We start from the raw sequence: 24,532 nt of genomic DNA, 5'->3' as shown, positions 1-24,532 counted from the left end.
ACTACTCTGCTGTTCTAGCGTAGGCCTTATTGCGTGGATCGAACGATTGATTGCCGTTGGTAGTCCACACTTTGAACCCCAACTTTTGGAGAGCGTTCCATGTCTGACCGCTATATCGACTTCGCCAACTCATCCATCGGCCACCGTCTGGTCGGGGCTTTGGGCCTGCCGTCGCCGGTGCGGCTGGAACGCTGGCAGGCCGGACGCCTGCGGCCGGTGGACGGTGCGCTGCTGATCGGCGGCGGGCCGCTGGCCGAGCGGGTCAATGCGTTCGCCAACCGCCTGACCGATGCGATCTACAGCTACGGCACTGAACCGTCGCTGGCCACCGCGTGGATTCCCGGGCACGGGCCGAAACTCAAGGCCGTGGTGTTCGACGCCAGCGACCTGCAGCACACCGACCAGCTCAAACAGCTGCGCGAGTTCTTCCAGCCGTTGATGAAAAACCTCGACAGCAGCGCGCACCTGGTGATCCTGGGCCGCGCCCCGGAAACCCTGCGCGATCCGTTTGCGTCCAGTGCACAGCGAGCGCTCGAAGGCTTTTCGCGTTCGCTGGCCAAGGAGCTGCGTAGCGGCGGCACGCTGCAACTGATCTATGTCGGTGACGGCGCTGAAGATCAGCTTGAGGGGCCGTTGCGGTTTTTCCTGTCACCGAAAAGTGCCTTTGTTTCCGGGCAGGTGATTCGCCTGAGCCCGTGCGCCACGCCGGTCACCGATTGGACCCGGCCATTGGCCGGACGCAAGGCGCTGGTCACCGGCGCGGCACGCGGGATCGGCGCCTCGATTGCCGAGACCCTCGCCCGCGATGGCGCCGAGGTGATTCTGCTCGACGTCCCCCCGGCCAAGACTGATCTGGAAGCCCTCGCCGCACGTCTTGGCGGCCGGGCGATCACCCTTGATATCTGCGCCGAAGATGCCGCCGCGCACCTGATCGAACAACTGCCGGACGGCCTCGACATTCTGGTGCACAACGCCGGGATCACCCGCGACAAGACCCTGGCCAACATGACCCCGGAATTCTGGGACGCGGTGCTGGCGGTCAACCTCAATGCCCCGCAAGTGCTGACCAAGGCGCTGCTCGACAGCGGCACCCTGCACGACAATGCGCGGGTGATTCTGCTGGCCTCGATCAGCGGCATCGCCGGCAATCGCGGGCAGACCAACTACGCCGCGAGCAAGGCCGGCCTGATCGGCCTGGCTCAGGCCTGGGCGCCAACGCTGCACGAACGCGGCATCAGCATCAACGCCGTGGCCCCGGGCTTCATCGAAACCCAGATGACCGCGCACATCCCGTTCGGCCTGCGTGAGGCCGGACGGCGCATGAGTTCGCTGGGCCAGGGCGGCTTGCCGCAAGACGTCGCCGAAGCCGTCGCGTGGCTGGCGCAACCGGGCACCGGCGCATTTACCGGCCAGGCGCTGCGGGTCTGTGGACAAAGTGTTCTGGGGGCATAGGCATGAGCATTGAATGGCAAACCCTCGACCGTGAACCGAGCCTGCCCGGCCTGTACGCGCGGGCCGCGACACGGCGCAAGATCACCGGCACCCGACTGCCAGAAAGCGGCTTGCGCTGCTGGGTCGATGTCGACCCGCAAAAACTGGCGGCCTATCGCAAGGTCTGCGGCTTTACCGATGACGGCCTGCTGCCGCCAACTTATCCACACATCCTCGCGTTCGCCCTGCAGATGCAATTGCTCACGGCGAAGGAGTTTCCATTCCCGCTGCTGGGGCTGATTCACCTGAGCAACCGCATTCGCGTGTTGCGGCCGATGGGCGGGATCAGCCGAGCACAAATCAGCGTCCGCGTGCATAACCTGCAGCCGCATCCCAAAGGCGCGACCTTCGAGGTTTTTACCAGCCTCGATGATCAACTCGGGCCGCTGTGGGAGGCGGAAAGCCAGATGCTCTGTCGCGGCGTGAAACTCGACGGCGAACCTGTCGAGCAACACTGGGAACCGTCCCAGGTGTTGACGCAAGTCGCGCAATGGAAAGCCCCGGCCGACATCGGTCGGCAATACGCCAAAGTCTCGGGCGACTACAACCCGATTCACTTGAGCGCGGCCAGCGCCAAACTGTTCGGTTTTCCCACGGCGATTGCTCACGGTCTGTGGAACAAGGCACGAACCCTCGCCGCACTGGCTGGTCATCTACCCAAGGCCAACCTTGAAATCGCCGTGCACTTTCGCAAACCGGTGCGCTTGCCCAGCGAGGTCTCATTGCTGGCGAGTGCGCCGGGATCCAGCGGCGAGTTGCGCCTGATCGGCAACGGCGATCTGGAACACATGGTCGGTCAGTGGCAACCGGTTGCCTGAGTATCCGCCCGGGCAAGCCTGTAAATTGTGTATATATCACTTAAGTTTTTCCGCGTTTGGCGCCGCACTCTGAAAAACTCCAGGCCTTGATTTTCAAGGCCTTTTTTTATGCGTCTATATCCTGGGTATTAGTCCTTAGGCACGGCGCGGCGCCTTATATATAAAGGCGTTAATACCAACTTGAGAATGGTGGAAAAGCACCGCGCGATCGAGATTGGCACCACGGACGAGGCATCACCGGCGACAGATCGGTGAGCCATCGAAAACGACGAATGTTGTTACAGGTGCAAGGAATCTCAATCATGAAAACTCAAGTGTGGTGCAAATCGGCAACAGCTCTGGCATTGATCCTCTCCCTTGGCCTCGCTGGCTGCAGCAGCGGCGGTGGCGGCCATCACAGCAGCTCCGGCAGCTCTTCGCCAGACAGCGCGACGTCGGGCACTGGTGGCACTAGTGGCACTGGCGGTAGCAGTGGCACTGGCGGTACTGGCGGCACCGATACCGCTGGCACAGGTGGTACCGGTGGCACTGGCGGTACCGGCACGACCAACCCGACCAATCCGACGAACCCGACCAATCCTACCAATCCGACAGACCCTACGGATCCAACCAACCCGACCAACCCGACTACCACCCCGCTGGTGACTACCACCCTGGTGCAGGATGTCGGCAACACCGTCGCGGGCGTCGGCAGTGGTGTCGGTCAGGTCGGCGACTCCTTGAGCACCGTTCCAGTCGTGGGCGGCGTTGTGCAAAGCGCAGTCAAAACCACAGGCAATGTGGTCACCACCCTGGGTGATGGCGTGGCCAACGGCATCGGCAAACTGGGCACGGTCGACAACGGTCTGGGCGTCACCGCAGCCTCGGTCGGCGGCGTGGTGTCAGATGTCGGTACTGGCGTCTCGGATCTGAGCAGCAAACTGGCGACCGCCACCGGCAGCGTCCCGGTTGTCGGCGGCGTGGTGACCAAAGTGGCACCGGTGCTCGATGGCGTCGGTGAAAAAGTCACCATGCTCGGCGACACCCTGAGCCTGGCCACCACCACCGGCCCACTCGGTTCAGTGACCAAAAGTGTCGGCAACGGTCTGGTGCCAGTGATTGCCATGGTTGAAAGCACCACCGACAAAGTCGGCGATGCAACCGGCCTCGGCGCTCCGCTCAATGGTGTCCTCGGCCAGGTCGGCGGCGCCGTCAAAGGCCTGGGTGGTCAAGTCACCGGTGCTGGCAGTGGCAACGCGTTGACCAACACCGTCGGCGGCGCCTTGACCAATGTCGGCACCACTGTCGGCAAGGCCGGGGGGCTGGTGGATAACGGCACCAGCACCGGTGGCGGATTGGGCGGTGGTCTCGGCGGCGGTCTGGGCGGTACCGGCTTGCTGCAAACGGTTGGCGGCGCCGTGGTCAACGTCGGTGCCGGTCTGAACGCCGGCAGCACCAACGGCGTGGTCAGCGCCGGCGGCGTCACGGCTGGCGGACTGGGCAACACCATCGCTTCGCTCAACACCGTACTCGGCGGCTCGGGCACGCCGATCACCGCCACCACCTCGCCACTGGCCACCGTCGGCGCCACCGTGGGTGCCGGGCTTAACCCAGTCACCAGTGCGGTCACCAGCGTCACTCAACAAGTCGGCGCCGCGACAGGTCTGGGCGCTCCGGTCGCCGGTCTCACCGGCCAGGTTGGCGGCGCCGTCAGCGGCATCGGCAACACCATCGCCGCCACCAACAACCCGGTCACTACCGCCGTGGGTGGTGTGGTCAGCAACGTCGGCGCTACCGTCGGTGCGGTCGGCGGACTGGTCAGCGGCGGCACCGCCACTGGAGGCACCGCAACCGGAGGCCTGGGCGGTGTACTCGGTGGTCTGACCGGCGCTCTTGGAGGCAACAAACGCTAAATTGCACCTGGCCGATTCGACGGCCGCACCTACAGCGCCTACGCTTGGTTGAGGGCGGAAGATTCCCACGAGTCTTCCGCTTTTTTCTTAGGAAAAATTCATCCCAGCGCTGTGATCTGACCATGGAGTGTCCTATGCGCGTAATGGCATCCCTGCTGTTCCTCAGTCTCAGTTCCGCCGCCCTCGCCGACACCCTGCCCAGTTTTCTCAACAGCAACGAAACCACGCGTAACCTGCCCGTGCCGAACCTGCCGGCAGATGCTTATCGCCCCGCCGCCACGCCCCTGCAAGTACCCGACCCCGGCGCGGCCACGGCGCAGCCGCTGTTGATGGAGACCAAAATCAACCTGAAAACCGTGCAGATCGAAGGCGGCACGATTTACCCGCTCAATGAGCTGGCCGAAGTCTACAAACCCCTGATCGGCCATCAGACCAGCCTCGCCGACCTGATCGAAGCCACACGCGACATCACGCGGCGCTACCAGAAGGACGGCTATCTGCTGTCCTATGCCTTCCTGCCGCAACAGCGTTTCGACGACGGCGTAGCCCGAGTGGTGCTGGTCGAAGGTTATGTGCGCGATGTGCAGGTGCAGGGCGATGTCGGCCGGGTCAAAGGCCTGCTCGACGAACTGGCAGCAAAAATCCAGGCCGAACGCCCGCTGACCCGCAAGACCTTCGAACGCTACACCACCCTGATGACCCGCATCCCCGGCGTGACTATCCAGGCGCAAGTGCCGCCGCCGGGCACCACCGACGGCGCAACGACGCTGGTGGCCCAGGCCAGCCGCAAACCGTTCACCAGCACCATGAGCACCACCGAAGACAACCGCAACGGCACGCAGGCATTGCTGGGGGTCAGCAGCAACTCGCAGACGGCCATGGGCGAGCAGCTGACCCTGAGCGGGCTGTTTCCCCCGGGCGACGATCACGAGCGCTACTACCGTGTGGACTACAACCAGTTTCTCAACAGTGAAGGCACGCAACTGAGCCTGTTTGCCTCACGCTACCGGGCCGATCCGGGCACCAATGTGCTCACCAGCGACGGCTTCGAACTCAAGCCGCACAAGGAGGACGATCGTTACTCTATAGGCGTCAGCCACCCGTTCATTGCCGCCTCCAACGAGCTGCTTAACGCGGGAGCGCGGCTCTATGCAGTGGATGATAAAAACCGCTACAACGTGGTCGGCTATCCGATCAGCATCGAAGAGCGCACCAACGTGCGCGCCCTCGCATTCGAGGGTGACTGGCGCAAGAGCGATGCCCGGCAATTGCGGATTCTCAGCGGCGGTGTGTATCAAGGTCTGGACAGCATGGGCGCGCATTCCAACAACCCGGCGCTGGACCTGAACTTCCTGCGCCTGCGCCTCTCCGGGGTGCAAAGCGACAAGTTCTTCGACAACTGGCAAGGCGTGCTGTCGGCCGCGCTGTACTGGAGTGATGACACCCTGCCTGACAGCGAACGCGCGGTGTTCGGCGGGCAGAATTTCGGCCGTGGCTACCCGGACGATCAGGCATCGGGCGACAAGGGCTGGGGCGCGGCTTACGAGGTCAACTACAGCTTCAATCGCGACGGCAACTGGGTGCGCATCCTGCAGCCGTACGTGGTGCTGGACCGTTCGAAAACCTGGTTCAACAAGCTGGCGGTGCAGAGCAATGACCTGTCATCGGCAGCAGTAGGCCTGCGTTTCGGCGATGCCAAGTACTACAACATTGCGTTGGAGGCCGCCAAGCCGATGTCCGATGAAGCGCTGGATACGTTCAATCGTCGGGCGCGTTACAGCATCAGTTTCAGCTATCAACTGTAGGGTGTCAGATCAAACAACTGAGCAGGCAGACCGCTTTCGCGAGCAAGCCCGCTCCCACATTGGAATGCACATCCCTGTGGGAGCGGGCTTGCTCTCACATTGCAGCGCACATCCCTGTGGGAGCGGGCTTGCTCGCGAAAGCGGTGGATCAGTCAGCATTTTTGCCGACTGACACTACGCCTTCGCGAGCAGGCTCGCTCCCACAGGTTTTACCCGATGTGGATCAGAACGCGTAACGCACCTTCGCGGTGAAACTGTCGGAGTCGAAACCGCTGGAGGTCAGATAGTTGTAAGAGCCACCGACGCTCCACGCGCCCATGCGGTAGTTGGCGCCCAGGCCCAGTTCATAGCTGTCACGCACCGGAGTGGTACCGCGGCTGACGGACGACTCGCCCCCCAGCACGAAGGCCGATGTGGTGCTGACCTTGTCACCGATGAAGTCATGCCAGGCCATCAGCTTCGCTTCCGGTTCCAGGCTGCCGCTGCCGACATCGAATGCCGCCGCCAGACGTGCACCGACGCCCATCTCACCGACTTCATAACGCTGACTGCCGACATTCAGCGACGCCGAGCTGCCCTTCTCGCGATACGCATCCATGCCGACATTGGCATAGCGCGCGCCGACCTGAGGCTCCAGCACCACATCAGGCATCAGCCGCAGGCTGTACCCGGCCAGTGCGCTCACGCCGAATACATCACTGTCGTAATCAGCCTTGGCCTGAGTGCCAGCGATATAACGTTTGGATTCGTTATCGTTCCAGCCGTACATCAGCGACGAGTCGACGAACCAGTTGTCATGCACCCAGTTGCTGTACAGCGTCAGCGCATGCCCGGTGACCTTGGTCTTGTTGCCGAGATCGGATTTCACATCGGTATCGAGGTAGCTGTAAGCCAGACCCAGTGTGGTATCGGCATTCAACTGACCATCGGCACCGACCGCGATCCCGTGGCTGTCGGCGTCATAACCGGCGACACCGCGACGCTCGTCCTGATTGGCATCGCTGCTCAAGGCTTGCAGCCATACGCCTTTTTCCGGGGCGCCGGTGGCTGAGCGTGCGCGACTGGAGCGATCATTGATCACGCCCGAGACCAGCGTCTGACTGTTGGTCGCCGCGTGCAGTACACCACGGCTGACATCCGGGCTGAGGGTTTCACTCAGGCGCGCCAGTTCGGCATCGGTGCCAGCGTTGGCGAATGCCTGGAACACCGGATCCTGTTCATCGAGGCGTGCCAGCAGTCCTGGCACATGCCCGACCGCCGTCGCCGCGTTATCACTGCCGCCGACTGCCAGGGTGTTCTCGGCCAGCACCTCGCTCGACTTGGTCGTCACCACACTGGTGATGTCATTACCGACCACACCGAAACTCTTCACATCCAGCAGCGCGGAGGTCGAGGTCACGGTCAGGTTGTTGCCACCGACCAGATTCCCCGAGCTGATCAGGGTGTAACGCGTTCCACCGGGGCTCACGCGAAAATCACTGGAGCGCGCCAGCAGACGCAGTTGCGCGCCCGGAGCGATATCGGTGGTGCCGGTGACTTTCAGCACAGGCAGCGCCGGGTTGGTGTCATTGCCCAGGTACATCTCCAGCACCGAGTTCGACTCTTCCATATCGAAGTCGCCGATGAAGGTGGTGTGCGGCTTCATCAGGGTCAGCGTGCCCTCTTCGATAGTGACGTAGCCGGAGCGGATGGTCGAACCGTCGAAAGTCGCATCACCGTCGACCAGTACTCCAGACAGGCCGAGCAGGTCACCCTTCACCGCGCCGCCATAGAAATAAAAGTAGCTCGCGCCGTCATCGACCTGGATCGCCGCCTTGCCACCCTCGATCAACCCGTTCATTTGATAGATGCTGAAAGGCAGGGCGCCACTGGCCTGGCCGCTGACATGCACACCGATGTCCTCGCCGGAGATGGTTCCGCCGTTCCACAGCGCGGTGGAATTGGCGCTCGCCGGAGCGCTGAACTTGACCCCCTCGAACACCAATGCCTGGGCATTGGCACCGGTCGCACGGATAGTCCCGGTGTTGTTGACCGACTGGCTCAGCGTCGCGCCATCGAGCAATACGCCCAATGCATCGGTACCGCTTGCGTTGATGGTGCCTCGGTTGCTGAGCCCGGTCATGCTGGTGTGCACCAGCAGCAGGCCACTGGCGGTCTGGCCGCTGACGTCGATGCTGCCACTGTTGACCAACGAATCGCCCAGCGTGCTGCCGAGATCGGAAATACCGCTGGAGGTGCCAGCGTCGGCCAGACCGTGAACTGAAATAGAGCCTTCGTTGAGCAGCGCGCCGGCGATTTTGGTCGGTACCACTCCAGCGGTCCCCAGACTGATCCCGGTGCCGAACCTGGCGCCGTCAACCCGGATATTGCCGGTGTTGCGCAGTTGATCCGCCGTCACCCCCGAGAGCTGTGCGCCGTAGGTCGTACTCACCTGGGAAACAGGAGCGATATTGCCGTTACCGCTCAGAGTGATCAGCCCCCAGTTCTGCAGATTACTGGTCAGCGGGCCGCCACTCAGGTCGTGGTTCAGGCTCGCGCCGGCGGCGATAGCCATAGTGGTGTGCAAAGCGGCGGCGGCGGAGATGGAGAGCGCCAGGACAGAGCGGCGCAGGCATACGATAGTCACGCGAGATTCCCTTCCAAAACATGAGAAACAGTTTCAGCAGGGTTCGTTACATGATTCAGGCATCCCTACCGTCCCACCAAGTCGTCCTGGTTCGGGCGCGGGGAATGTACATGAGCCATCATTTTGATACCACAAAAAAGTCAAAGTGATGGCGTCAATTTTCAAGACAATCCATCCAGTATCCGCTCAGGCCGCATCTCCTGCGCGCTTGAGCGTTGCGATCAACCTAGTTCTTGGTCTCGATCTTGCCGCCCGCATCCGGGTCGTAAAAATCCGGAATCTCGTATTTGTATTTCTTCAACCAGCGTTGCAGCGCCAGCTCCCGCTCCGCCGCCGTGGCGGTTTGCGGCTTGGGCGAGGCTGCCTGGTTGCGACTTTGCAGCACCAGCCAGCCTTCGGTTTCCTGTTGCTGCGCCGAGGCCGGGCCGGCGTCGATCGCCTGGGCGGCGAACGGCAGGCTGAGCAGGGCCAGGCAATAAACACTGTGCAAGGTGTTCATGGTCATCTCCCGGAGTGTCACTTGAGCGTCGACGGTTGTGGGTCAGCCACCACCGCTACTTGATTACCAACCGCGGTCGGGGCCTTGGCCGGCACCTTGAGTTTTTCCGCGCGGGCCTGGGCGTCGGCGAACTGCTCCGGCGTCAGGTGCGCGCGGCTGACGATTTCGGCTGCTTGCTGCCAGTTGTTCTGGTACAGCAGCAAGCTCACCAAATTCAGCGTGGCCAGTTGATCGTTCTGCTTGAGTTCGATGGCCGTCAGGAACTCGAAACGCGCATCTTCAAGACGCAACTGGTTGAGGTAGACCACGCCGAGGTCGTTGCGGATTTTTTCATTGGTCGGCGCCAGACGCACCGCGCGTTGCAAGTGCGCCTGAGCCTGGCCATTGTCGCCACGGGCGGCATAGATCTGCCCCAGGCCGTGTTCGGCGTCCGCCGTGAGGCAAGTACCGAGTAGCCCGCGATACAGCGGCTCGGCTTCATTGCGCCCGAGCAAGCGATACACCCTGGCCTTGCGCAGGCGGACCTCGACCAGTTTGTCGGGCAGGCTTTGCAGGTTGGCCAGGCTGGCGTGCAGTTTGCCGTCGTTGGCCAGATCGTCCGCCAGGTTCAGCGCCAGTTCCTGTTCGGAATCGAGTTTGCTGCAACTGGTCGGTGCGAGCATCGCCGACCACGGCGCCTGACCGTCGGTGGCGCAACCACCGAGCAACAACAAACTTGCCAAGACAATCAGTGCTTTCATCAAACGCTCTCCATGAGCCAACGTCAGTTTGCAAACGCCCGGGTAATTGCGGTGAACCCCGGGCCGGCCAGTACGATCAGCAAGGCAGGAAACAGAAACAGCATCATCACCACCGACATCTTCGCCGACATCTTCGAGATGTATTCCTGCAGTCGGGTGAGGCGGCGGTCGTCGAGTAATTGTTTGAGCGCCAGCAGCGATTTCATTGCCCCGCCACCCTGCTGAATCAGTTGCTGCAGGATCACGCAGGTGTCGGTGAACTCATCGACCGCCAGCATCACCGAGGTCTTGTTCAACTCCTGTCCCAGCTCCAGTCCCGAGTCGACCCGGGCCAGAATCAGGCGCAGTTCGCGGGTCAGTTCCGGCAGCAGTTTCTGCCCTTCGGTGCTGAGCACGCGCAAGGCTTGTTCAACCGCCATGCCCGACTCGAAGAGGATGCGCAGCAGCGGAATGAACGTGGAGATTTCCACGGCGATGGTTTTCTGCCGACGCCCGGCGGCGTAAGCCAGCAGCCGCTTGGGCAACAGGTAACCGGCGCCGGTGGCGAGCATCGGCACGATCCAGCGGTTGGCGGCGTGCGGAAAAAATACTTCCTGGAGAAAGATCGCCAACCCAAGCGCCAGCAGCGGCGTGCCGATCTGGCAGGCGGCGAACAGCGAGCGCTCACTGGCGCGGCGCCAGCCGAGGCGACTGAGCAGGGTCTGGGTTTCGCTGTCGATGCTCACCGAGCGCTGACCGAACCTGCTGTTACCCAGAGCCCGCAGCCAGTTACCGAAACGGTTCTCGCGCACCAGATGCCCCTGCAAACGCTGGTTGACCTGGCGCACCCGGCGGCGCTCGGTCAGCAGGTGATTGACCACCAGCAACAGCGCGCCGAGCAGCAGCATCAGAGCGGCGAGATAGACCATTTCAAATACTCCGCAACATGCGCCACAGCGCCAGGCAACCGGTCACTTGCAACACCACGGCGATGATCAACATGGTCCGACCACCGGAGTCGTGCCACATGCCGAGCATGTAGCCGGGGTTGGTCAGCATGAAGTAGCTCACCAGAATCACCGGCAGCGAACCCAGCACCCACGCGGTCATGCGTGTTTCGCCAGTCAGTGCGCGCAGTTGCCGGGCGCCCTGGTCACGTTCGCGGATCAGCTTGATCAGGTTCTCCAACAGCTCGCTGGCATTGCCGCCGTAGCGATGATTGACCTTGAGGCCGAGGGCAAACATGCGCAGTTCGTCCTGTTCGTAGAGTTCGGCGAAATCGCTGACCGCATCCGGCAGATTGACCCCCAGTTGCACGTTGCGCTGCACCCGGCCCATGGCTTTTTTCAGCGGATCCTCGCTCGATTCGATGCCGCCCATGACGGCGTCGCTCAAGGTGCGGCCGGACTTGAGACTGCGCACGGTGTAGTCGAGCAGCTGCGGCAACTGCTCGATCATGCGTTTGATCCGCCGGTGATACAGCCAGGAAATGTACAGGCGCAGGATCAGCGGCGGCGCCAGCAGCATCGCCAGCAAACCGATCCAGTCCGCCAATAGATAACCCAGGACAATCGCCACGCCCCACAGGGTCATCCACAGCCCGAAACGCTCGCTGGGACGGCCAAGCCCGGCGCGCAAAAACATCCGTTCAAGCCCGACCCAGGTCGGCTTCTGCGCGGCCAGTTGCGGCTGCCCCGCCGCGAGACGATTGAGAACCCGTTCGTTGCTGGTCTTGTGGATACCGTGCACGAACAGCCAGATCGATAGCCCGAGCAGGATCAGACACAGAAGGATGAGAATGGCCGGTCCGATCATGATGCAAGTCCCATGCGGTCAGCCCAGGTGGGTCTCGTGGCGCAACTTGTCGCCCGCCGGATTGACCGCTTCGCGCAGGAAGCCGAAACCAGTGCGCCGATCAAGGCGAAACAAGGTGTTGGTGACGTAGACGTCTTCACGGATGCCGACCACTTCCACCACCTCGCTGACACAGCGGCGGCCGTCGGGCATGCGAGTCAGCTGGATGATCACATCGAGGGCGGCGCAGATCATCTGGCGCAAGGTGCGCTCGGCGATCGAGCGACCGGTCAGCCCCACCAGCGTCTCCAACCGCAGCAACGCATCCTGGGCATTGTTGGCGTGTACGGTGCTCATCGAGCCGTCGTGACCGGTGTTCATCGCGGTCAGCACATCGACCACCTCGACTCCACGAATCTCGCCAAGGATGATCCGGTCGGGGCGCATGCGCAGGGCGTTGCGGATCAGGTCGCTGGCCTTGACTTCGCCGTGGCCCTCGGCATTCGGCGGACGGGTTTCCAGGCGCACAACATGCGGGTGGCTGAGCTGCAATTCGGCGACGTCTTCGATGGTCACCAGACGTTCGTGGGGGTTGATCAATTGGCTGAGGATGTTCAGCAGCGTGGTTTTGCCGGTGCCGGTACCGCCGCTGATCAGCACGTTACAACGCTTGCCGACCGCCTCCTGAAGGAACTCGAAAATCGCCAGATCGATGGTCTGCATCGCCATCAGATCACTGCTTTTGAGCATGTCCTTGCGAAACTTTCGAATCGACAGGCAGGGGCCGTCGAGCGCGATCGGCGGGATGATCGCGTTGACCCGGCTGCCGTCCGGCAGACGTGCATCGACCATCGGCGAAGACTCGTCGAGACGCCGCCCGAGTGGCGCGAGAATCCGTTGCATGACCCGCTCGACGTGGTGCGCGTCGATAAAACGCAGGTCACTTTGATGCAGCACGCCATCGCGTTCGATGAATACCCGGTGCGGACCGTTGACCAGAATCTCGGTCACTGACTGATCGCGCAGCAGTACTTCCAGCGGACCGAAACCGGTGAGTTCATCGACGATTTCTTCGGCCAGCCGCTCCATCTCGTAACGGGAAATCGCCAGGTGCAGGCGGGCGATGTATTCGGCGACCTTGTCAGTGACAAACTGCGCCAGCAATTGGCGCGAGCCCTCCAGCAGGTTTTTCCCCGACTCTTCGATGGCGTCGATGATGTAGCGGTGCAGGACCAGTTTCAGGCCTTCGTGATCGGTATTGCCGGTCGCGCCGCGCTGCACCGCGCCGAACAGTTTTTCCGCGCTCATGAGGTGCCTCGCAAGCGGTCGAACCAGGTGACTTTGGGTTTGGCCAGGCCTTCGGAGCGCTTGGCCAGACGCTCACCGAGAGCACGCAGGCTTTGCGTGAGTTTTTCCCGCGGGGCCAGTTCGAACAGGCTGACGCCCTGATTCTTGGCGTTCAGGCGCACTTCGGCATTGGCCGCCAATACCGCGATCACTTCGAGGTTGAAGGTTTTGCCCAGGGTTTCAGCATCCGGGGCCACGCTGCCCAGATAGCCGTCCACCAGTAAACGCGCGTGGTCGAGCTTCATGCCCTTCTCGCGCCACAAGTTGAGTACAGCGAGGTTGCGCCGGCAATTGAGCACGTTCTGATCGGTGTACCAGATCAGCTTGTCGCAGTGGCTGACAAAGGTGCGCAAGGCTTCACTGTCGGATTGCCCGGTAAGGTTCACGACGATGTGCTGGAAGTGTTGGCGCAAGGCGCTGAGCAACATGTACAGCTCGGCGGCACTGGTGTTTTCCAGCGGCTCGTCGCTGCTGGCATACGCCAGAATCCGCAGCCCCGCTTCAGCGCTGGTGAAGGCACTGTCGATCAGGGTCGCGTCGAGCCTGCGCAAGTGACGCAAGGCATCGCCGAAGTGGAACGAGCTCTCGAGCCCGAGCAGCGCCAGGCTGTCACCGCGCGGCAGGCCCAGATCCAGCAGCAAGGTCTGCTGTCCGCTCTTTTGCACCACCTGCGCCATATGGTTGGCCAGCAGCGCGCCATCCGAATAGCTCTGCGTGCCGTACAACACCGTAAGGCCGCCAAGCTGGGTGTTGGCCGCCACGGGGGGCAGACGTTTGTTCAGGCGCCGCACCAGCCCCGCGACCTCACTGGCCCGCGAACCGTAGGCGACGAAATCCCGGGCGCCGGCACGCATGGCGTTGAGCACCAGTTGGTTGTCCATGCCGTCGCCGAGCGCAACGATGGCAAGCATCGGTTTGGCTTCCAGCGCGCCTTCGATCAACGCACTCTGCGCCACCACATGGTCGCGATCGAGGCCGACGAACACCAGGCTGGCGAAGGTGACATCGACCAGCGCCAGCAACTCGTCCAGGCTCCCGGCCCCGGCGCTCACCACTTGGCCCAGCGGCGCGAGTGCGCCTTGCAGCCACTCCAGATCGGTGCTGTTACGGGTGATCGCCAGAAAGGTCTGGCTGAGGTTCTGGTTCATTGGGACAGCCCACTGCGTTTGTCGAAGTTGCCGTTTTCGAGGAAGAACATGCGGTAGAAATTCGGATCGTAGTTGCGCAGTTTTTCCCCCGGCAGCGATGGCAGTTTCGCGTCCGCCGCCATTGGCTGCACCAGGTGCGGGGTGACAATCATCAGCAGTTCGCGCTCTTCGCGTCTGATCTGCGAGCCTTTGAAAAAGGCGCCGAGCACCGGAATATCACCCAGCCCCGGAAACTTGTTCACCTGCGAACTGTTGGTGGTGCTGATCAGGCCGCTGATCACGAAGCTTTCGCCATCAGCCAGCGAGACGCTGGTGTCGGTACGGCGGATGGTCAGGGCCGGCACGGTGGTGCCGGCTATCTGCACAGCGTTGCTCAAATCCAGTTCGCTGACTTCCGGTGCGACTTTCAGCGCGATGCGGTCGTGGCTGATCACGGTCGGGGTCAGGGTCAGGCGGATACCGAACTCCTTGTACTCGATCGACACGTTGTCGCTGCCGGCGCTGGGCACCGGAATCGGGATTTCACCACCGGCCAGAAAACTTGCGCTCTGCCCGCTCAACGCCACCAGGCTGGGGCGCGCGAGGGTGTAGGCGAAACCGCTGGTTTCCAGCGCGTTGATGATCGCCATGGTCTTGCCGCCGATCCACGAAAAATTGAACAGGCCGTTATCCACCGGCAGTCTCGGCGTCGGCACGCCATCGATTGGCGGCAACGTACCGGGCGAACCAAACAGGAAATTGCCCCGTGTACCGATTAGCGAAGCGGTGGCTTCCTTGAGTTTGGTGCGGCTGACTTCGACGAAACGAATGTCGGTCTGCACTTGCGAGGGCAGCATCGGATCATCGGAAGGCATTCTGCTGGCGCTGGTCAGTGCGGCAGTGGCACTGCCCTTGACGAACACCATGCTCTGGCGCGGCTCACTGGAGCACGACGTCCAGACCATCAGGCTGGTGGCGCCGGGGGCCACGCCGGTGAGTAGAAACGAGGCGCTGCCGGTGTCGTGCACATCAGCGATCTTCGGGTCGCCGATGGCCACGCGGGTGATTGCCACGGGCGACTGGATGTCCTGCTGGAAGCCTTCGCCGATCTCGATCACCGGCGGCATACGGCCGAGTGCCGAGCAATTGCCGGTGGCCGCGACGGCGGCGTTGATCGACAGTCCCATCAGTATCAAGGCCCGGACGACAGGTGTTAATAGCGGCCTGAATCGACTCTGCATGCACGTGGATCCTTGCTCAGTCATGGGGCTTGTTGGGAAAGCTGATTGCCGCGGATCACTTCCATCGGCCGCGCACCGCCATGGCCGCCAGCGGCCGGCGCTTTTGGCGCGGCACCGAGGGCCAGTTGCGTGAACTGGAAGAGTTGGCTGTTGGCATTATCCACGTGCACCGGTGACCGGGTTTCACCGGCCCAGTACCTGGCCAGACGCTGTTCTTCGCTGCTGCGCACGGCCAGGCGCAACGTGCCGACCTGAGTGGCGAGCATCATCCGGCTGAGCAATTGTTCGGGCACCGCCAGCACCACGGTGCGTGCAGCGATCCGGCGTTGATCCTGTTTGAGTTTTTCGTCGGCGCTCAAGGCCGGGTTGGCGGGTTGGCCGTCATTGGTCAGACCGTATTGCTCACCGACACCGAGCACGCGCATGGCTGGAACCACGATCTGCGCCGACTGCTGCAGATTGCTTGCGTCCTGACGCAGGTAGAGCAGCACATCAACGTAGTCGCCGGGAATCAGTTGCCCGGCGGCGCCGATCACTTCGTCCACGGCCACGGTCAGCGCACGCTCATCACTGTGAATCATCCGCGCCAGTGAGCCACCGGCCTGAAAGCTTTCGTCGTTGAGCCAGGTGCCTGCGCTCAAGTGCCGCCACGGCGTGCGACCCACCGCTTGCTCGACACTGGAAAGGCTGCCGGCTGGAGCACTGCGCAGTTTCTCCACCGCCACATCGGCAGCCGTGAGCGGCGTGAACGGCGGCACATCGTGCAACAGCACGACCACTGGCTGGCGGGTCTGATCTTCGGCGGCGGCCACGGTTTTTTCCATGGCGACTGCCGGGGCGGCAGGCACTTGGGCAACGGGAGCCGGTTGCCGACTGAGCATCAGGCCCCAGTAGCCGACGACGATTGCCCCCAGCAGCAGAACGGCTGCAAGACCCATGGTGACGCGACTGTTCATGACGGCTCTCCCTTTCCTCACTGCACCGACAGCCTGTACTTCCTGCCGAGAGAATTTTTCGCGATCAGGCAGCTATGAACATGCAACGATTTCGCTATTTCCAAGCTAGCTGATCCGAGCCAAAACGCCATTTCTGACAGGAAAATAACTCACTAAAGTATGAGTCCTGGCCAATTAACTGTAGGGTTTGGCTCGACTAACGTTCTGGTTAATCCTTTGTGATTAATCCGTTCTTACAGTTGTTGAGCAGGGGTTTGTTGACAATGCTCTGATAGCACGGTGAAAGCATGCCGCTGTAGCGTTGGATCGGCGCCAGAGGCGCAAAGGAGTGGACGTATGATTCTCGAATATCTGCTAGCCAGGGCCCGTCTGTTTCTCAAAAGCGAGGAAGGGGCGTCGGCAATCGAGTACGCAATCGTGGTGGCAATGGTGGCCGTGGTCGTCGTGGTGTTCGTGACACCTGTCGGCAACAAGGTACTGGCGATTTTCAACTCAGTTCTGACCAGTCTCGGCGGAACGGCGCAGGTCCGGCCTACGCCTTGATCCCCCCCGCTCGCCCCCTTTCAATGCCCGCGCGGGTGAGCAATCGCGCGTCCGGGCGTTGACGAGGCAAGTGAATTTCCAGCGTGCGGCCAAGGGCTGACGCAAAGGAGAATGCTCATGGTGGTTGAATATCTGTTGATGCGTGCGCGGGCCTTTCTGACCAGTACTGAAGGCGCGTCGGCCATCGAGTACGCGATTGTGGTGGCAATGGTGGCGGTAGTGGTCGTGGTGTTCGTGACACCGGTTGGTGCCAAGGTGCTGGCGATTTTCAACAGCGTGCTGGTATCCCTTGGCGGCACTGCACAAACCGCTCCGGTACAAACCCCCTGATGTGAGTCGCGTCCGGCGAATGTCGCGCTACACTCGATCTCACTTCCAGCTTTTCAGGGACTGCCCATGACTGCCTCCTCGCTCCCCCGCCAACAGTTGCTTCTGGTTGACGACGAAGAGGACGCGTTGCTTGAGCTGGCCGAGTTACTGGAGGGCGAGGGCTTTGTCTGCCACACCGCCACCTCGGTGAAACTCGCCCTGCATCACCTCACCCGCCATCCGGATATCGCGCTGGTGATCACCGATCTGCGCATGCCGGAGGAGTCCGGCATGTCGCTGATCAAACGCCTGCGCGAGCACACTTCACGCCAGCATCTTCCAGTGATCGTGACCTCCGGACATGCCGACATGGAGGACGTCAGCGACATGCTGCGTCTGCAGGTGCTGGATCTGTTTCGCAAGCCGATCTACCACGTGCGCCTGTTGGAAACCCTGGACAATCTGTTCCCCAAACCCAAGACGCAAGCCGGATAATCGCTCAAGGTATTTTTGGCAGAATTGACTGCCTGCCCGCGAAGGGCAGGCAAGCGGGATCAGTGTGCGGTCACACGCTGACGGGCGGCCGAGGCACTGGGCGATAGCGCCAATGCCAACTGGGTGCGGTTGTGCATATGGGTCAGGCGCAAGACCTGCGAGACATACAATTTCACGGTGTTTTCGGTGATGCCCAACTCGCAGGCGATCTGATAGTTGGTCTGCCCTTTGCCCACCAGCCGCGCCACATCCAGTTGCCGTGGTGACAGCTGATTGAAGATCGCCGGAATCTCCTGCTCGGCTTCGGCGCCGTCGCCGCCGAGCATGTCTTTGACCACCGCCGCCGGATTGCGCCGGACCTTGTCCAGATCCTGGTAGAGATCGTCGATGGATTCCGAGAGAAACTGCAGCTTCTGGTTCAGGTGTCCCAACTGGACATTCTTGTGCCGCTCTTGCAGGGCCGCTTCCTGACGTTTCACGCCTTCGAGCAGTTCATCCAGCTGGATCGGCTTCTGGTAGTAGTCGGCAATCCCGGCACGCAGGGCCTTGATCACGTCCTGTTTGTCGGCGCGCCCCGTGAGCATGATCGCTTCGAACACCCGGTGTTTGCCGCTGATGCGTTGCAGCTCCTGCACCAGTTGGATGCCATCCATGTCCGGCATATGCAGGTCGCTCAGCACCAGACCGATTTCGGCGTCTTCACTGAAACGCTCGATCGCCTGAGTGCTGGATTCACACGGCACACAGCGGTACCCGCTGCTTTCGAGAAACTCGCACAATTCTTCGACGATCAACGGTTGATCATCGACCACGAGCACTTTTACCGCCGACGTAAGCTTGTTCACGAACCACTCCATTGCTCGGGCCAAAGCTGACTTTTTCTGCACTTTGGCGATGTAACCACCTCATTTGAAAGTAGACGCACTTTCCGACTATGTACATAGGACTAGTGGCATCTGGCGACTAATGGATCCAATGTATCGAAGCCAATACACCTGCCAGCACGAACGGTGCAAATGGCAGCTTTTTTGACGCTCCTGGCTCTAAATATCGAAGACGTTCTCTAAGCCATTGACTCATATGAAGCCAGACTCTTGGCGCAACGAGCAGCCACAGCAGACTGGCGATACCAGCGCCGATAAACGCACAAAGAATGAATAAACCGTTCGTCGCAAGGCCCATGGCTGTCATTAATTTCACATCGCCTGCGCCCATCCGGCCCATGAAATACCCAGGAACAGTCAACATCAGGGCGATCGCGGCGGCCCACCATCCCTGCTGCGCATCGGCTCCGAACCAGGTGGTGCCAGTCGCCAGCAAATGGATCAGCGCCAGCGCTCCTGCACCGAACGTCAGCACATTGGCGATACGCCGTTGCCGGGCATCCTGGGCGGCGCACAGGGCCAGCCAGATCAGGAGAACTAAACTCTGCATCCGGTTAAATCCATCCGATTTTGCTGAATGATTCTATGCTGATACTACGCAGTGAAAGTCAGGGTAGACGCACTCATGAAAACCGGCTTCGCAAAATCACAGGCAGGCGCAGTGGCGATCGAATTCGCCTTGGTATTCGTGATTTTTTTCGCCGTGTTCTACGCGCTGGTCAGTTACAGCCTGCCGTTTGTATTGATGCAGACTTTCAACGAGGCGACATCTGAAGCGGTGCGCCGCAGCGTCGCAGTCGACCCCAACACTCCCGGTTATGCTTCCGTGGTGGTGAGCACTGCCAACACCGCGTTGACCCAACAGTTGCAGTGGGTGCCATCCGCGCTGAACCTGGTGGTCGGCGTCGATACCTCGGCGGTGTATGACGCCACTCAAGGTACGCTGACGGTCAGAGTCGATTACCCCACCAGCAAGCTCAATCAGGTCATTCCATTTCTGGTGCTGCCGGGCGTGGGTGCAGTGCCGAGTCTGCCCGCCACCCTCTCCGCCGCGTCGAGCCTGAAATTTTGACCGCCGGCGACAATCTGTTCGGACGCCTGCTCAAGCGCGCGCCACCGCCGGCCAACGAACTGCCCGATCATCTCGGCGCACCGCCGCTGGGCCTGCACCTGCAACTGAACCACGACGGCGGCGTATTGCAGATCGCCGGGCCGTTGCGCCACCAACTCGCGCAACAGCCACTCCACGACTCGCCGCTGCCGTTGTCGGCTTATTTACTCGCGCACAGTACGTTGGCAATTGAAGGCCGCCCGCAGGACTGGCAAGGGCAAATACTCGATCTGGATTTTCCCGGCCTCAGCGATCAGACCCTGCACCTGCGCGGTTGGGTACAGCCTTCGGCCGACGGCTGGATGCTGCAACTGATGGACATCGGCGACCTGCTGCTGGAGCGCCAGCAGTCGCGCAACCGTGAAGCCAGTCAGGCACTTGCCGGACAGATCAGCGAACACCTGCGCGTCTGTAGCCTGACGCGTTTGCCGCTGGTGCTCAGCGAGCAACTGCAGGCCATCGCCCAGCGCTGGCATATCCCGTGTCTGGCTCTCGCCCTGCTCGACGAACAGGAGCAGGGCTGGCAGATCTACGAGCAATATCGCGCCCACGACGCGCCGTTGCTGTGGCAGGACGGCCAACGTCTGGGCACGCCGCTCGACAGCCTCAACGGCAGCGCGCCGCAACGCCTCGGCGCCCATCATGGCTTGTACGACCACGCGCGGGTGGAGGCCACGTTCGGCAACGCCGACGGGTTCGCCGTGCCCTACAGCGATGATCGAGGGGTGGTGGCGTGGCTGCTCTGCGGCTTCTACACCGTGGACATTGCCGCCCCGCACCTGAACGACCGCGACTGGATGGCCCTGACCAGCGCACTGGCCGGCCCGCTGCTCAGCCGCCTGCGAGAACAGCAACATCATCACTACACCGAACGCCTGGAATCGCTGCAGACCCTGCTCGGCACCGGTTGGTGGGAAATGCTTGGCGACGACATGCTGCTGGCGCCTACGCTGCTCGATGTGTTGCCGGCGGACCGTGCTCGCATCTCGCTGCAAGACTGGCTGGCACTGATTCATCCGGCCGATCGCGAAGAACTGCGCAGCCGCCTGCACGCCCTGCAATTGCACGGCGAGCCCCTGACCCTGTGCGTGCGCCTGCACCGCAGCAGCCCCGGACAAACGCCCCTGTGGTATCGCGTTCAGGGCCAGGTCGCCGGCACCGGTGAACAGCGGCGACTGGTGGGATTCATGCTCGACATCAGCGACACGCGCAACCAGCAGCAACGCGCCGAAGCCGCCCATGCGCGGCTGGATAATCTGATCGCCAGTTCGCCGGCAGTGATTTATGTGCAGCGCTACGTCGAAGGTGCGTTGCTTGCGGACTTTTTCAGCGCCAGCCTGCAGCCGCTGCTGGGCTGGACGCCGGCCGAGGGCTGCGCCGCCGACTGGGTGCAACTGATTCACCCCGAAGACCGCGAGCTGTATTTCGCTCGCACCCGGCAACTGTTGCGCGAAGGCTCGGCGCGTGCGCGTTTTCGCTTGCGCGACGCACGCGGCGACTACCACTGGCTGCTCGACGAAGCCAAACTGCTGCGCAATGATCTTGGTCTGCCGGTCGAAGCCGTCGGGCTGTGGCTGGACGTCACCGAAGCGACCCTCGCCGCCGAACAGGTCAGACACAGCGAAGAGCGTTACCGGATTCTGGTGGAAGACTCTCCGGCGATGATCTGCCGTTATCGCCCGGACCTGACGCTGACCTTCGGCAATCGGCCGCTGGCGACTTATCTGGAATGCACCCCGGAGCAATTGCCGGGGGTAGATCTGGGCAGCTGGATGTCCGACGAACAACGCGCCGCCTTCATCCAGCGTCTGGCACTGCTGACCCCGGAGCTACCAGTGAGCACTGCCGAAATCAGCCTGCAATTACCCGGGCGCGAACATGCATGGTGGGTGTGGTCCGATCGCGGGGTGTTCGATGAACACGGGCGCCTGCTTGAAGTGCAGGCCGTGGGCCGCGATAACACCGAGGTGCGACGCTCGCAGCAGCAACTCACGCAAAGCGCAAAAATGGCCACCCTCGGCGAAATGGCCACTGGTCTGGCCCATGAAATCAATCAGCCGCTGAACGTGATGCGCATGGCCATCGTCAACGTGCTCAAGCGCCTGGGTAACGGTGATGTGCAGATCGACTATCTGACCGACAAACTCAATCGCATCGACGCCCAGGTGCAGCGCGCCGCGAAAGTGGTCGATCACATGCGCGTGTTCGGCCGTCGTTCGGAGATCGAGCAACAACTGTTCAACCCGGCCTCGGCCATCGAAGGCACCTTGTCGTTGCTGGCCGAAGGCATGCGCGGCAAAGGCGTCGACCTGCGGATCAGCGAAACCGCTTTCAGCGTGCAGGTGCGCGGTTACGTCGATCAGTTGGAGCAGGTGCTGATCAACCTGATGGTCAACGCCCGCGATGCGCTGCTCGGCAAACGCGAGAAAGACTCATCGTTCAAGCCATGGATCTCGATTTATGCCGAGCGCGACGAGCACAAGGTTCGGCTGTGGGTCGAGGACAACGGCGGCGGCATCGAGCCGCGTTTGCTGGAGCGGATTTTCGAACCGTTCTTCACCACCAAACCGGTGGGCGTCGGCACCGGGCTGGGGCTGTCGGTGAGCTACGGCATCATCGAAAACATGGGCGGGCATTTGAGCGTGCGCAACTCGCTGGAGGGCGCACGTTTCTGCATCGAGTTGCCGATTGCACCGGACGCCTAGATCACCAGATAGGCCTTGCCGGTCTGGCCGCAGGTCATGTTGGCACCGACGTCGACGTCCATCAGGTTGATGCCTAGGCTTTTAAGCAAGTTGTTCAGCAGCGGGTCGAGCAATGGGCTGAGCAGGTTGGTAATCAGCGGTTGCAGAATGGCCGTGACATCGCTGATCAGGCTGGCCACACCGGTGACGATAGCCCCTAGTGGGTTGCCGCCCTGCGGCTTGTACACGATCAGATTGATCCCTGCCAAAGTGTTCGCCAGGCTGCTGACGATGTTGCTCGACGGCGCCGCTGAAATCACACTCGGCGGCAGTTTGAGGTTGGCCGGCGTGGCGAATGGCGTGCTGCTGGAATACAGCAAATCCTGAGAGCTTTGCGCGACGCTGGTATTGACCATGATCGCGATCCCGCCCGCCCCGTACTGGACGTGGGTGTTCTCGTCGCAACTGCCGATGCCGAGAATCTTGTGGCAGGTCACAGTGCCGAGATCGACCAGTGGCAACGGTGTAACCGTCGGCTCGGCGAGCGAGGAAAAAGCATTGGTCGGGTCAATCTTGCCGACCTTGAGGTCAGCGATCGAGGTGATCGTGTGGGCGGTCAGGCTTTTGGTGCCCGAGGTTCCCGGGCCGATCGGACAGCTGTAATCGGTGACGTAGCTGATAGCGCCACCGGCATCCAGGGCGATGTCGATTTCCGGCGATGGCAGCAACTGCGGATCAAGCTGTTGGCAACCGGCGCCGAGCAGACAACCGACTGAATTGAGGGTCGCCACCAGATTCAGACTCAGCAGCGCGTTGAGGGTCGGGGTCAGTGTGCCGACCAATCCCAGCACCGCATTGAGCAGCCCGGTCACCCCCGACAACACCGGCAGATTGACCGAGAGCATCGTGCGAATCTGCGCCGTGCGCACATAAATCCGGTCCGGCCCCAACGGATTGGCCTTGGCCCGCGCTGGATCACCAATCGCCGAAAACTGCGGCGGCTCGATCACCTTGACCCGCACCGTGACATTCGCCAGCCCCAGCACGCTGATCGGCAAGGTCGCGGCCACCGCGCTTTTGCTGTTGGCCAGTTGCACCACACCCTGAATCAGTTGCAGCAGTTGCAGGTTGGCATCCAGCCCGGCGGCGGTGGTGCCGGTCTGCAACTGCAGGATGTCGCCGAGTTTGACCGGCGCAGCATTGATCGCCGCAACCTGCAGCTGACCCAGCGCAGTGATCACCGTCGCGGTCGCGCCATTGAGCTGCACCACCGTCGCGGCCGCCTGAATCAGTTGGGTGACCGTGGCCTGGGTGTTGAGCAGTTGCGTGTAGTTGCCGGCGGCGACGTTGAGGTTGATCGCCAGTTGATTGAGGTAACTGAGCAGGTTGATGTCGGTGTTGAGCAGACCGTCCCAACCCAGTGCCGTGAGGTTGACGTTGCCGCCGAGCAGCCCGGAGAACAGCGGATTGAGAATGTTCGACTGGGCGGTGTTGATGCTCGCCAGCGTACTGCGGATGTTCAGTTGCGCAACCGTCGGGGTCGGCTGCGCGGCGACGGCCGAGGCGTTGAGCGTGGTGTTCAGGCTGACCGCCGAGCCGCTGAACAAGGCCTGTACGCCGCCGGCAAAACTGGTGGTCACCGTGCGGCTGGCGTCCACTTTGATTGCGCTCGACCGGGTTGCATCGACGGTGAACGCACGCAGGCCGCTGGCCGCGGTCTGCACACTGCCGCAGGTCGTCGCGAGGGTGTTGTTGCTATCGATGATGTAGCCATTGCGCACTGCGCTTTGCCCGGCATAAGTGGCTGCACTGAGGCCTGACTGACAATTGCCGCCGCGACTGACCGCTTCCAGCGCCGCACTGTCGACCACCCGCTGCAACTTGCGCTGCTCCATGTACAACCGACCGGTGTCGACCACCAACAGCATCAACACCAGCGCCAGACTGAGGGTGGCAGCCGCCATCAACCCGATCGCCCCGCGTTGCCGGGCCGGGCCGTTGAACTGCGGACGAGGCGACATGGCGCACTCCTTTGCCGGCGCGTTGCCGAGCGCTACCTCCGATGGTGGATTTGAGTGTAGACGGCGCTAGTGGCAACGCGCCATTTGGTGCTGCACAAAACCCTGCAGACCTCGTCTTCTCGCGAATGCGCTGTGTCATTCAACATGGATGTGGCTGACACGCCGTCTTC

General features: G+C 61.9%; 21 protein-coding genes. 9 read left to right on the top strand and 12 right to left on the bottom strand.

Annotated features, from left to right (window positions below):
- Positions 1-99: 99 nt before the first annotated feature.
- The 4 genes from E4T63_RS03420 to E4T63_RS03405 all read left to right on the top strand — a co-directional run bounded on the left by E4T63_RS03420 (position 100) and on the right by E4T63_RS03405 (position 6,006).
- Positions 100-1,452: a 3-oxoacyl-ACP reductase gene (locus E4T63_RS03420; RefSeq protein WP_027613624.1), complete on the top strand. Its 1,353-nt coding sequence runs from the start codon at positions 100-102 to the stop codon at positions 1,450-1,452.
- Positions 1,453-1,454: 2 nt separating this feature from the next.
- On the top strand, positions 1,455-2,309 hold the full coding sequence (locus E4T63_RS03415; protein ID WP_135294890.1) for a MaoC family dehydratase: 855 nt from the start codon (positions 1,455-1,457) through the stop codon (positions 2,307-2,309).
- A gap of 302 nt (positions 2,310-2,611) precedes the next feature.
- The gene (locus E4T63_RS03410) at positions 2,612-4,201 is read left to right on the top strand and encodes a collagen-like triple helix repeat-containing protein (protein ID WP_135294889.1); all 1,590 of its coding nucleotides are present in this window, start codon (positions 2,612-2,614) and stop codon (positions 4,199-4,201) included.
- 134 nt (positions 4,202-4,335) lie between these two features.
- Positions 4,336-6,006 (top strand): ShlB/FhaC/HecB family hemolysin secretion/activation protein, encoded by a 1,671-nt coding sequence (locus tag E4T63_RS03405; protein ID WP_135294888.1) that lies wholly within the window; start codon positions 4,336-4,338, stop codon positions 6,004-6,006.
- Between the two features lie 223 nt (positions 6,007-6,229).
- Here the strand turns inward: E4T63_RS03405 and E4T63_RS03400 are convergent, their stop codons facing one another.
- From E4T63_RS03400 to cpaB, 9 genes are all read right to left on the bottom strand, one after another.
- Positions 6,230-8,632 carry an autotransporter outer membrane beta-barrel domain-containing protein gene (locus E4T63_RS03400; RefSeq protein WP_135294887.1) on the bottom strand — a complete coding sequence of 801 codons (2,403 nt, stop codon included), beginning with the start codon at positions 8,630-8,632 and terminating at the stop codon, positions 6,230-6,232.
- A 226-nt stretch (positions 8,633-8,858) separates the two neighbouring features.
- Positions 8,859-9,131, bottom strand: coding sequence for a DUF3613 domain-containing protein (locus E4T63_RS03395; protein ID WP_134785360.1), 273 nt, complete (start codon positions 9,129-9,131; stop codon positions 8,859-8,861).
- Between the two features lie 17 nt (positions 9,132-9,148).
- On the bottom strand, positions 9,149-9,871 hold the full coding sequence (locus E4T63_RS03390) for a tetratricopeptide repeat protein (RefSeq protein WP_135294886.1): 723 nt from the start codon (positions 9,869-9,871) through the stop codon (positions 9,149-9,151).
- Positions 9,872-9,894: 23 nt separating this feature from the next.
- On the bottom strand, positions 9,895-10,779 hold the full coding sequence (locus tag E4T63_RS03385) for a type II secretion system F family protein (protein WP_007962993.1): 885 nt from the start codon (positions 10,777-10,779) through the stop codon (positions 9,895-9,897).
- Between the two features lies 1 nt (position 10,780).
- Positions 10,781-11,665 (bottom strand): type II secretion system F family protein, encoded by an 885-nt coding sequence (locus E4T63_RS03380; protein ID WP_097089927.1) that lies wholly within the window; start codon positions 11,663-11,665, stop codon positions 10,781-10,783.
- An 18-nt stretch (positions 11,666-11,683) separates the two neighbouring features.
- Positions 11,684-12,952 (bottom strand): CpaF family protein, encoded by a 1,269-nt coding sequence (locus E4T63_RS03375; RefSeq protein WP_098967055.1) that lies wholly within the window; start codon positions 12,950-12,952, stop codon positions 11,684-11,686.
- Complete coding sequence (locus E4T63_RS03370; protein WP_098967053.1) at positions 12,949-14,139, bottom strand: pilus assembly protein; 1,191 nt, start codon at positions 14,137-14,139, stop codon at positions 12,949-12,951. Before E4T63_RS03370 ends, E4T63_RS03375 begins: the two co-directional genes overlap by 4 nt.
- Positions 14,136-15,359 carry a type II and III secretion system protein family protein gene (locus E4T63_RS03365; protein WP_098967052.1) on the bottom strand — a complete coding sequence of 408 codons (1,224 nt, stop codon included), beginning with the start codon at positions 15,357-15,359 and terminating at the stop codon, positions 14,136-14,138. The genes E4T63_RS03370 and E4T63_RS03365 overlap by 4 nt, the downstream gene beginning before the upstream one ends.
- A gap of 20 nt (positions 15,360-15,379) precedes the next feature.
- Positions 15,380-16,315 carry a Flp pilus assembly protein CpaB gene (cpaB, locus tag E4T63_RS03360; RefSeq protein WP_098967050.1) on the bottom strand — a complete coding sequence of 312 codons (936 nt, stop codon included), beginning with the start codon at positions 16,313-16,315 and terminating at the stop codon, positions 15,380-15,382.
- 336 nt (positions 16,316-16,651) lie between these two features.
- On the opposite strand from cpaB, the gene E4T63_RS03355 reads away from it, so the two are divergent.
- The 3 genes from E4T63_RS03355 (at position 16,652) to E4T63_RS03345 (ending at position 17,662) form a co-directional block, all read left to right on the top strand.
- Positions 16,652-16,858, top strand: a complete 207-nt coding sequence (locus tag E4T63_RS03355) for a Flp family type IVb pilin (protein WP_095138203.1) — start codon at positions 16,652-16,654, stop codon at positions 16,856-16,858.
- 117 nt (positions 16,859-16,975) lie between these two features.
- Positions 16,976-17,188 carry a Flp family type IVb pilin gene (locus E4T63_RS03350; protein WP_096794831.1) on the top strand — a complete coding sequence of 71 codons (213 nt, stop codon included), beginning with the start codon at positions 16,976-16,978 and terminating at the stop codon, positions 17,186-17,188.
- 66 nt (positions 17,189-17,254) lie between these two features.
- Positions 17,255-17,662: a response regulator gene (locus tag E4T63_RS03345; RefSeq protein WP_025111740.1), complete on the top strand. Its 408-nt coding sequence runs from the start codon at positions 17,255-17,257 to the stop codon at positions 17,660-17,662.
- 59 nt (positions 17,663-17,721) lie between these two features.
- On the opposite strand, the gene E4T63_RS03340 is transcribed toward E4T63_RS03345, so the two are convergent.
- Positions 17,722-18,507 (bottom strand): response regulator transcription factor, encoded by a 786-nt coding sequence (locus tag E4T63_RS03340; RefSeq protein ID WP_096794830.1) that lies wholly within the window; start codon positions 18,505-18,507, stop codon positions 17,722-17,724.
- A gap of 118 nt (positions 18,508-18,625) precedes the next feature.
- Positions 18,626-19,096 (bottom strand): prepilin peptidase, encoded by a 471-nt coding sequence (locus tag E4T63_RS03335; RefSeq protein ID WP_097089922.1) that lies wholly within the window; start codon positions 19,094-19,096, stop codon positions 18,626-18,628.
- Between the two features lie 75 nt (positions 19,097-19,171).
- Between E4T63_RS03335 and E4T63_RS03330 the strand changes: the two genes are divergently transcribed.
- Positions 19,172-19,618, top strand: a complete 447-nt coding sequence (locus tag E4T63_RS03330; protein ID WP_007963015.1) for a TadE/TadG family type IV pilus assembly protein — start codon at positions 19,172-19,174, stop codon at positions 19,616-19,618.
- Positions 19,615-22,362 carry a PAS domain-containing sensor histidine kinase gene (locus tag E4T63_RS03325; RefSeq protein ID WP_135294885.1) on the top strand — a complete coding sequence of 916 codons (2,748 nt, stop codon included), beginning with the start codon at positions 19,615-19,617 and terminating at the stop codon, positions 22,360-22,362. Before E4T63_RS03330 ends, E4T63_RS03325 begins: the two co-directional genes overlap by 4 nt.
- On the opposite strand, the gene E4T63_RS03320 is transcribed toward E4T63_RS03325, so the two are convergent.
- Positions 22,359-24,362: a pilus assembly protein TadG-related protein gene (locus tag E4T63_RS03320; protein WP_135294884.1), complete on the bottom strand. Its 2,004-nt coding sequence runs from the start codon at positions 24,360-24,362 to the stop codon at positions 22,359-22,361. The genes E4T63_RS03325 and E4T63_RS03320 overlap by 4 nt on opposite strands.
- Positions 24,363-24,532 lie beyond the last annotated feature (170 nt).

Origin of the sequence: Pseudomonas fluorescens, assembly GCF_004683905.1 — a bacterium.
GTDB lineage: Bacteria > Pseudomonadota > Gammaproteobacteria > Pseudomonadales > Pseudomonadaceae > Aquipseudomonas > Aquipseudomonas putida_A.
Note: the sequence above shows the minus strand (reverse complement) of the source record. Positions and strands in the feature narration are given on the sequence as shown.

What these genes read in the sequence shown, in the direction of transcription:
- E4T63_RS03350 (WP_096794831.1), top strand. Translation starts at nt 16,976, where the DNA reads ATGGTGGTTGAATATCTGTTGATGCGTGCGCGGGCCTTTCTGACCAGT.
- E4T63_RS03365 (WP_098967052.1), bottom strand. Translation starts at nt 15,359, where the DNA reads ATGCAGAGTCGATTCAGGCCGCTATTAACACCTGTCGTCCGGGCCTTG.
- cpaB (WP_098967050.1), bottom strand. Translation starts at nt 16,315, where the DNA reads ATGAACAGTCGCGTCACCATGGGTCTTGCAGCCGTTCTGCTGCTGGGG.
- E4T63_RS03345 (WP_025111740.1), top strand. Translation starts at nt 17,255, where the DNA reads ATGACTGCCTCCTCGCTCCCCCGCCAACAGTTGCTTCTGGTTGACGAC.
- E4T63_RS03380 (WP_097089927.1), bottom strand. Translation starts at nt 11,665, where the DNA reads ATGATCGGACCGGCCATTCTCATCCTTCTGTGTCTGATCCTGCTCGGG.
- E4T63_RS03410 (WP_135294889.1), top strand. Translation starts at nt 2,612, where the DNA reads ATGAAAACTCAAGTGTGGTGCAAATCGGCAACAGCTCTGGCATTGATC.
- E4T63_RS03335 (WP_097089922.1), bottom strand. Translation starts at nt 19,096, where the DNA reads ATGCAGAGTTTAGTTCTCCTGATCTGGCTGGCCCTGTGCGCCGCCCAG.
- E4T63_RS03395 (WP_134785360.1), bottom strand. Translation starts at nt 9,131, where the DNA reads ATGAACACCTTGCACAGTGTTTATTGCCTGGCCCTGCTCAGCCTGCCG.
- E4T63_RS03320 (WP_135294884.1), bottom strand. Translation starts at nt 24,362, where the DNA reads ATGTCGCCTCGTCCGCAGTTCAACGGCCCGGCCCGGCAACGCGGGGCG.
- E4T63_RS03420 (WP_027613624.1), top strand. Translation starts at nt 100, where the DNA reads ATGTCTGACCGCTATATCGACTTCGCCAACTCATCCATCGGCCACCGT.
- E4T63_RS03330 (WP_007963015.1), top strand. Translation starts at nt 19,172, where the DNA reads ATGAAAACCGGCTTCGCAAAATCACAGGCAGGCGCAGTGGCGATCGAA.
- E4T63_RS03370 (WP_098967053.1), bottom strand. Translation starts at nt 14,139, where the DNA reads ATGAACCAGAACCTCAGCCAGACCTTTCTGGCGATCACCCGTAACAGC.
- E4T63_RS03385 (WP_007962993.1), bottom strand. Translation starts at nt 10,779, where the DNA reads ATGGTCTATCTCGCCGCTCTGATGCTGCTGCTCGGCGCGCTGTTGCTG.
- E4T63_RS03390 (WP_135294886.1), bottom strand. Translation starts at nt 9,871, where the DNA reads ATGAAAGCACTGATTGTCTTGGCAAGTTTGTTGTTGCTCGGTGGTTGC.
- E4T63_RS03375 (WP_098967055.1), bottom strand. Translation starts at nt 12,952, where the DNA reads ATGAGCGCGGAAAAACTGTTCGGCGCGGTGCAGCGCGGCGCGACCGGC.
- E4T63_RS03405 (WP_135294888.1), top strand. Translation starts at nt 4,336, where the DNA reads ATGCGCGTAATGGCATCCCTGCTGTTCCTCAGTCTCAGTTCCGCCGCC.
- E4T63_RS03415 (WP_135294890.1), top strand. Translation starts at nt 1,455, where the DNA reads ATGAGCATTGAATGGCAAACCCTCGACCGTGAACCGAGCCTGCCCGGC.
- E4T63_RS03355 (WP_095138203.1), top strand. Translation starts at nt 16,652, where the DNA reads ATGATTCTCGAATATCTGCTAGCCAGGGCCCGTCTGTTTCTCAAAAGC.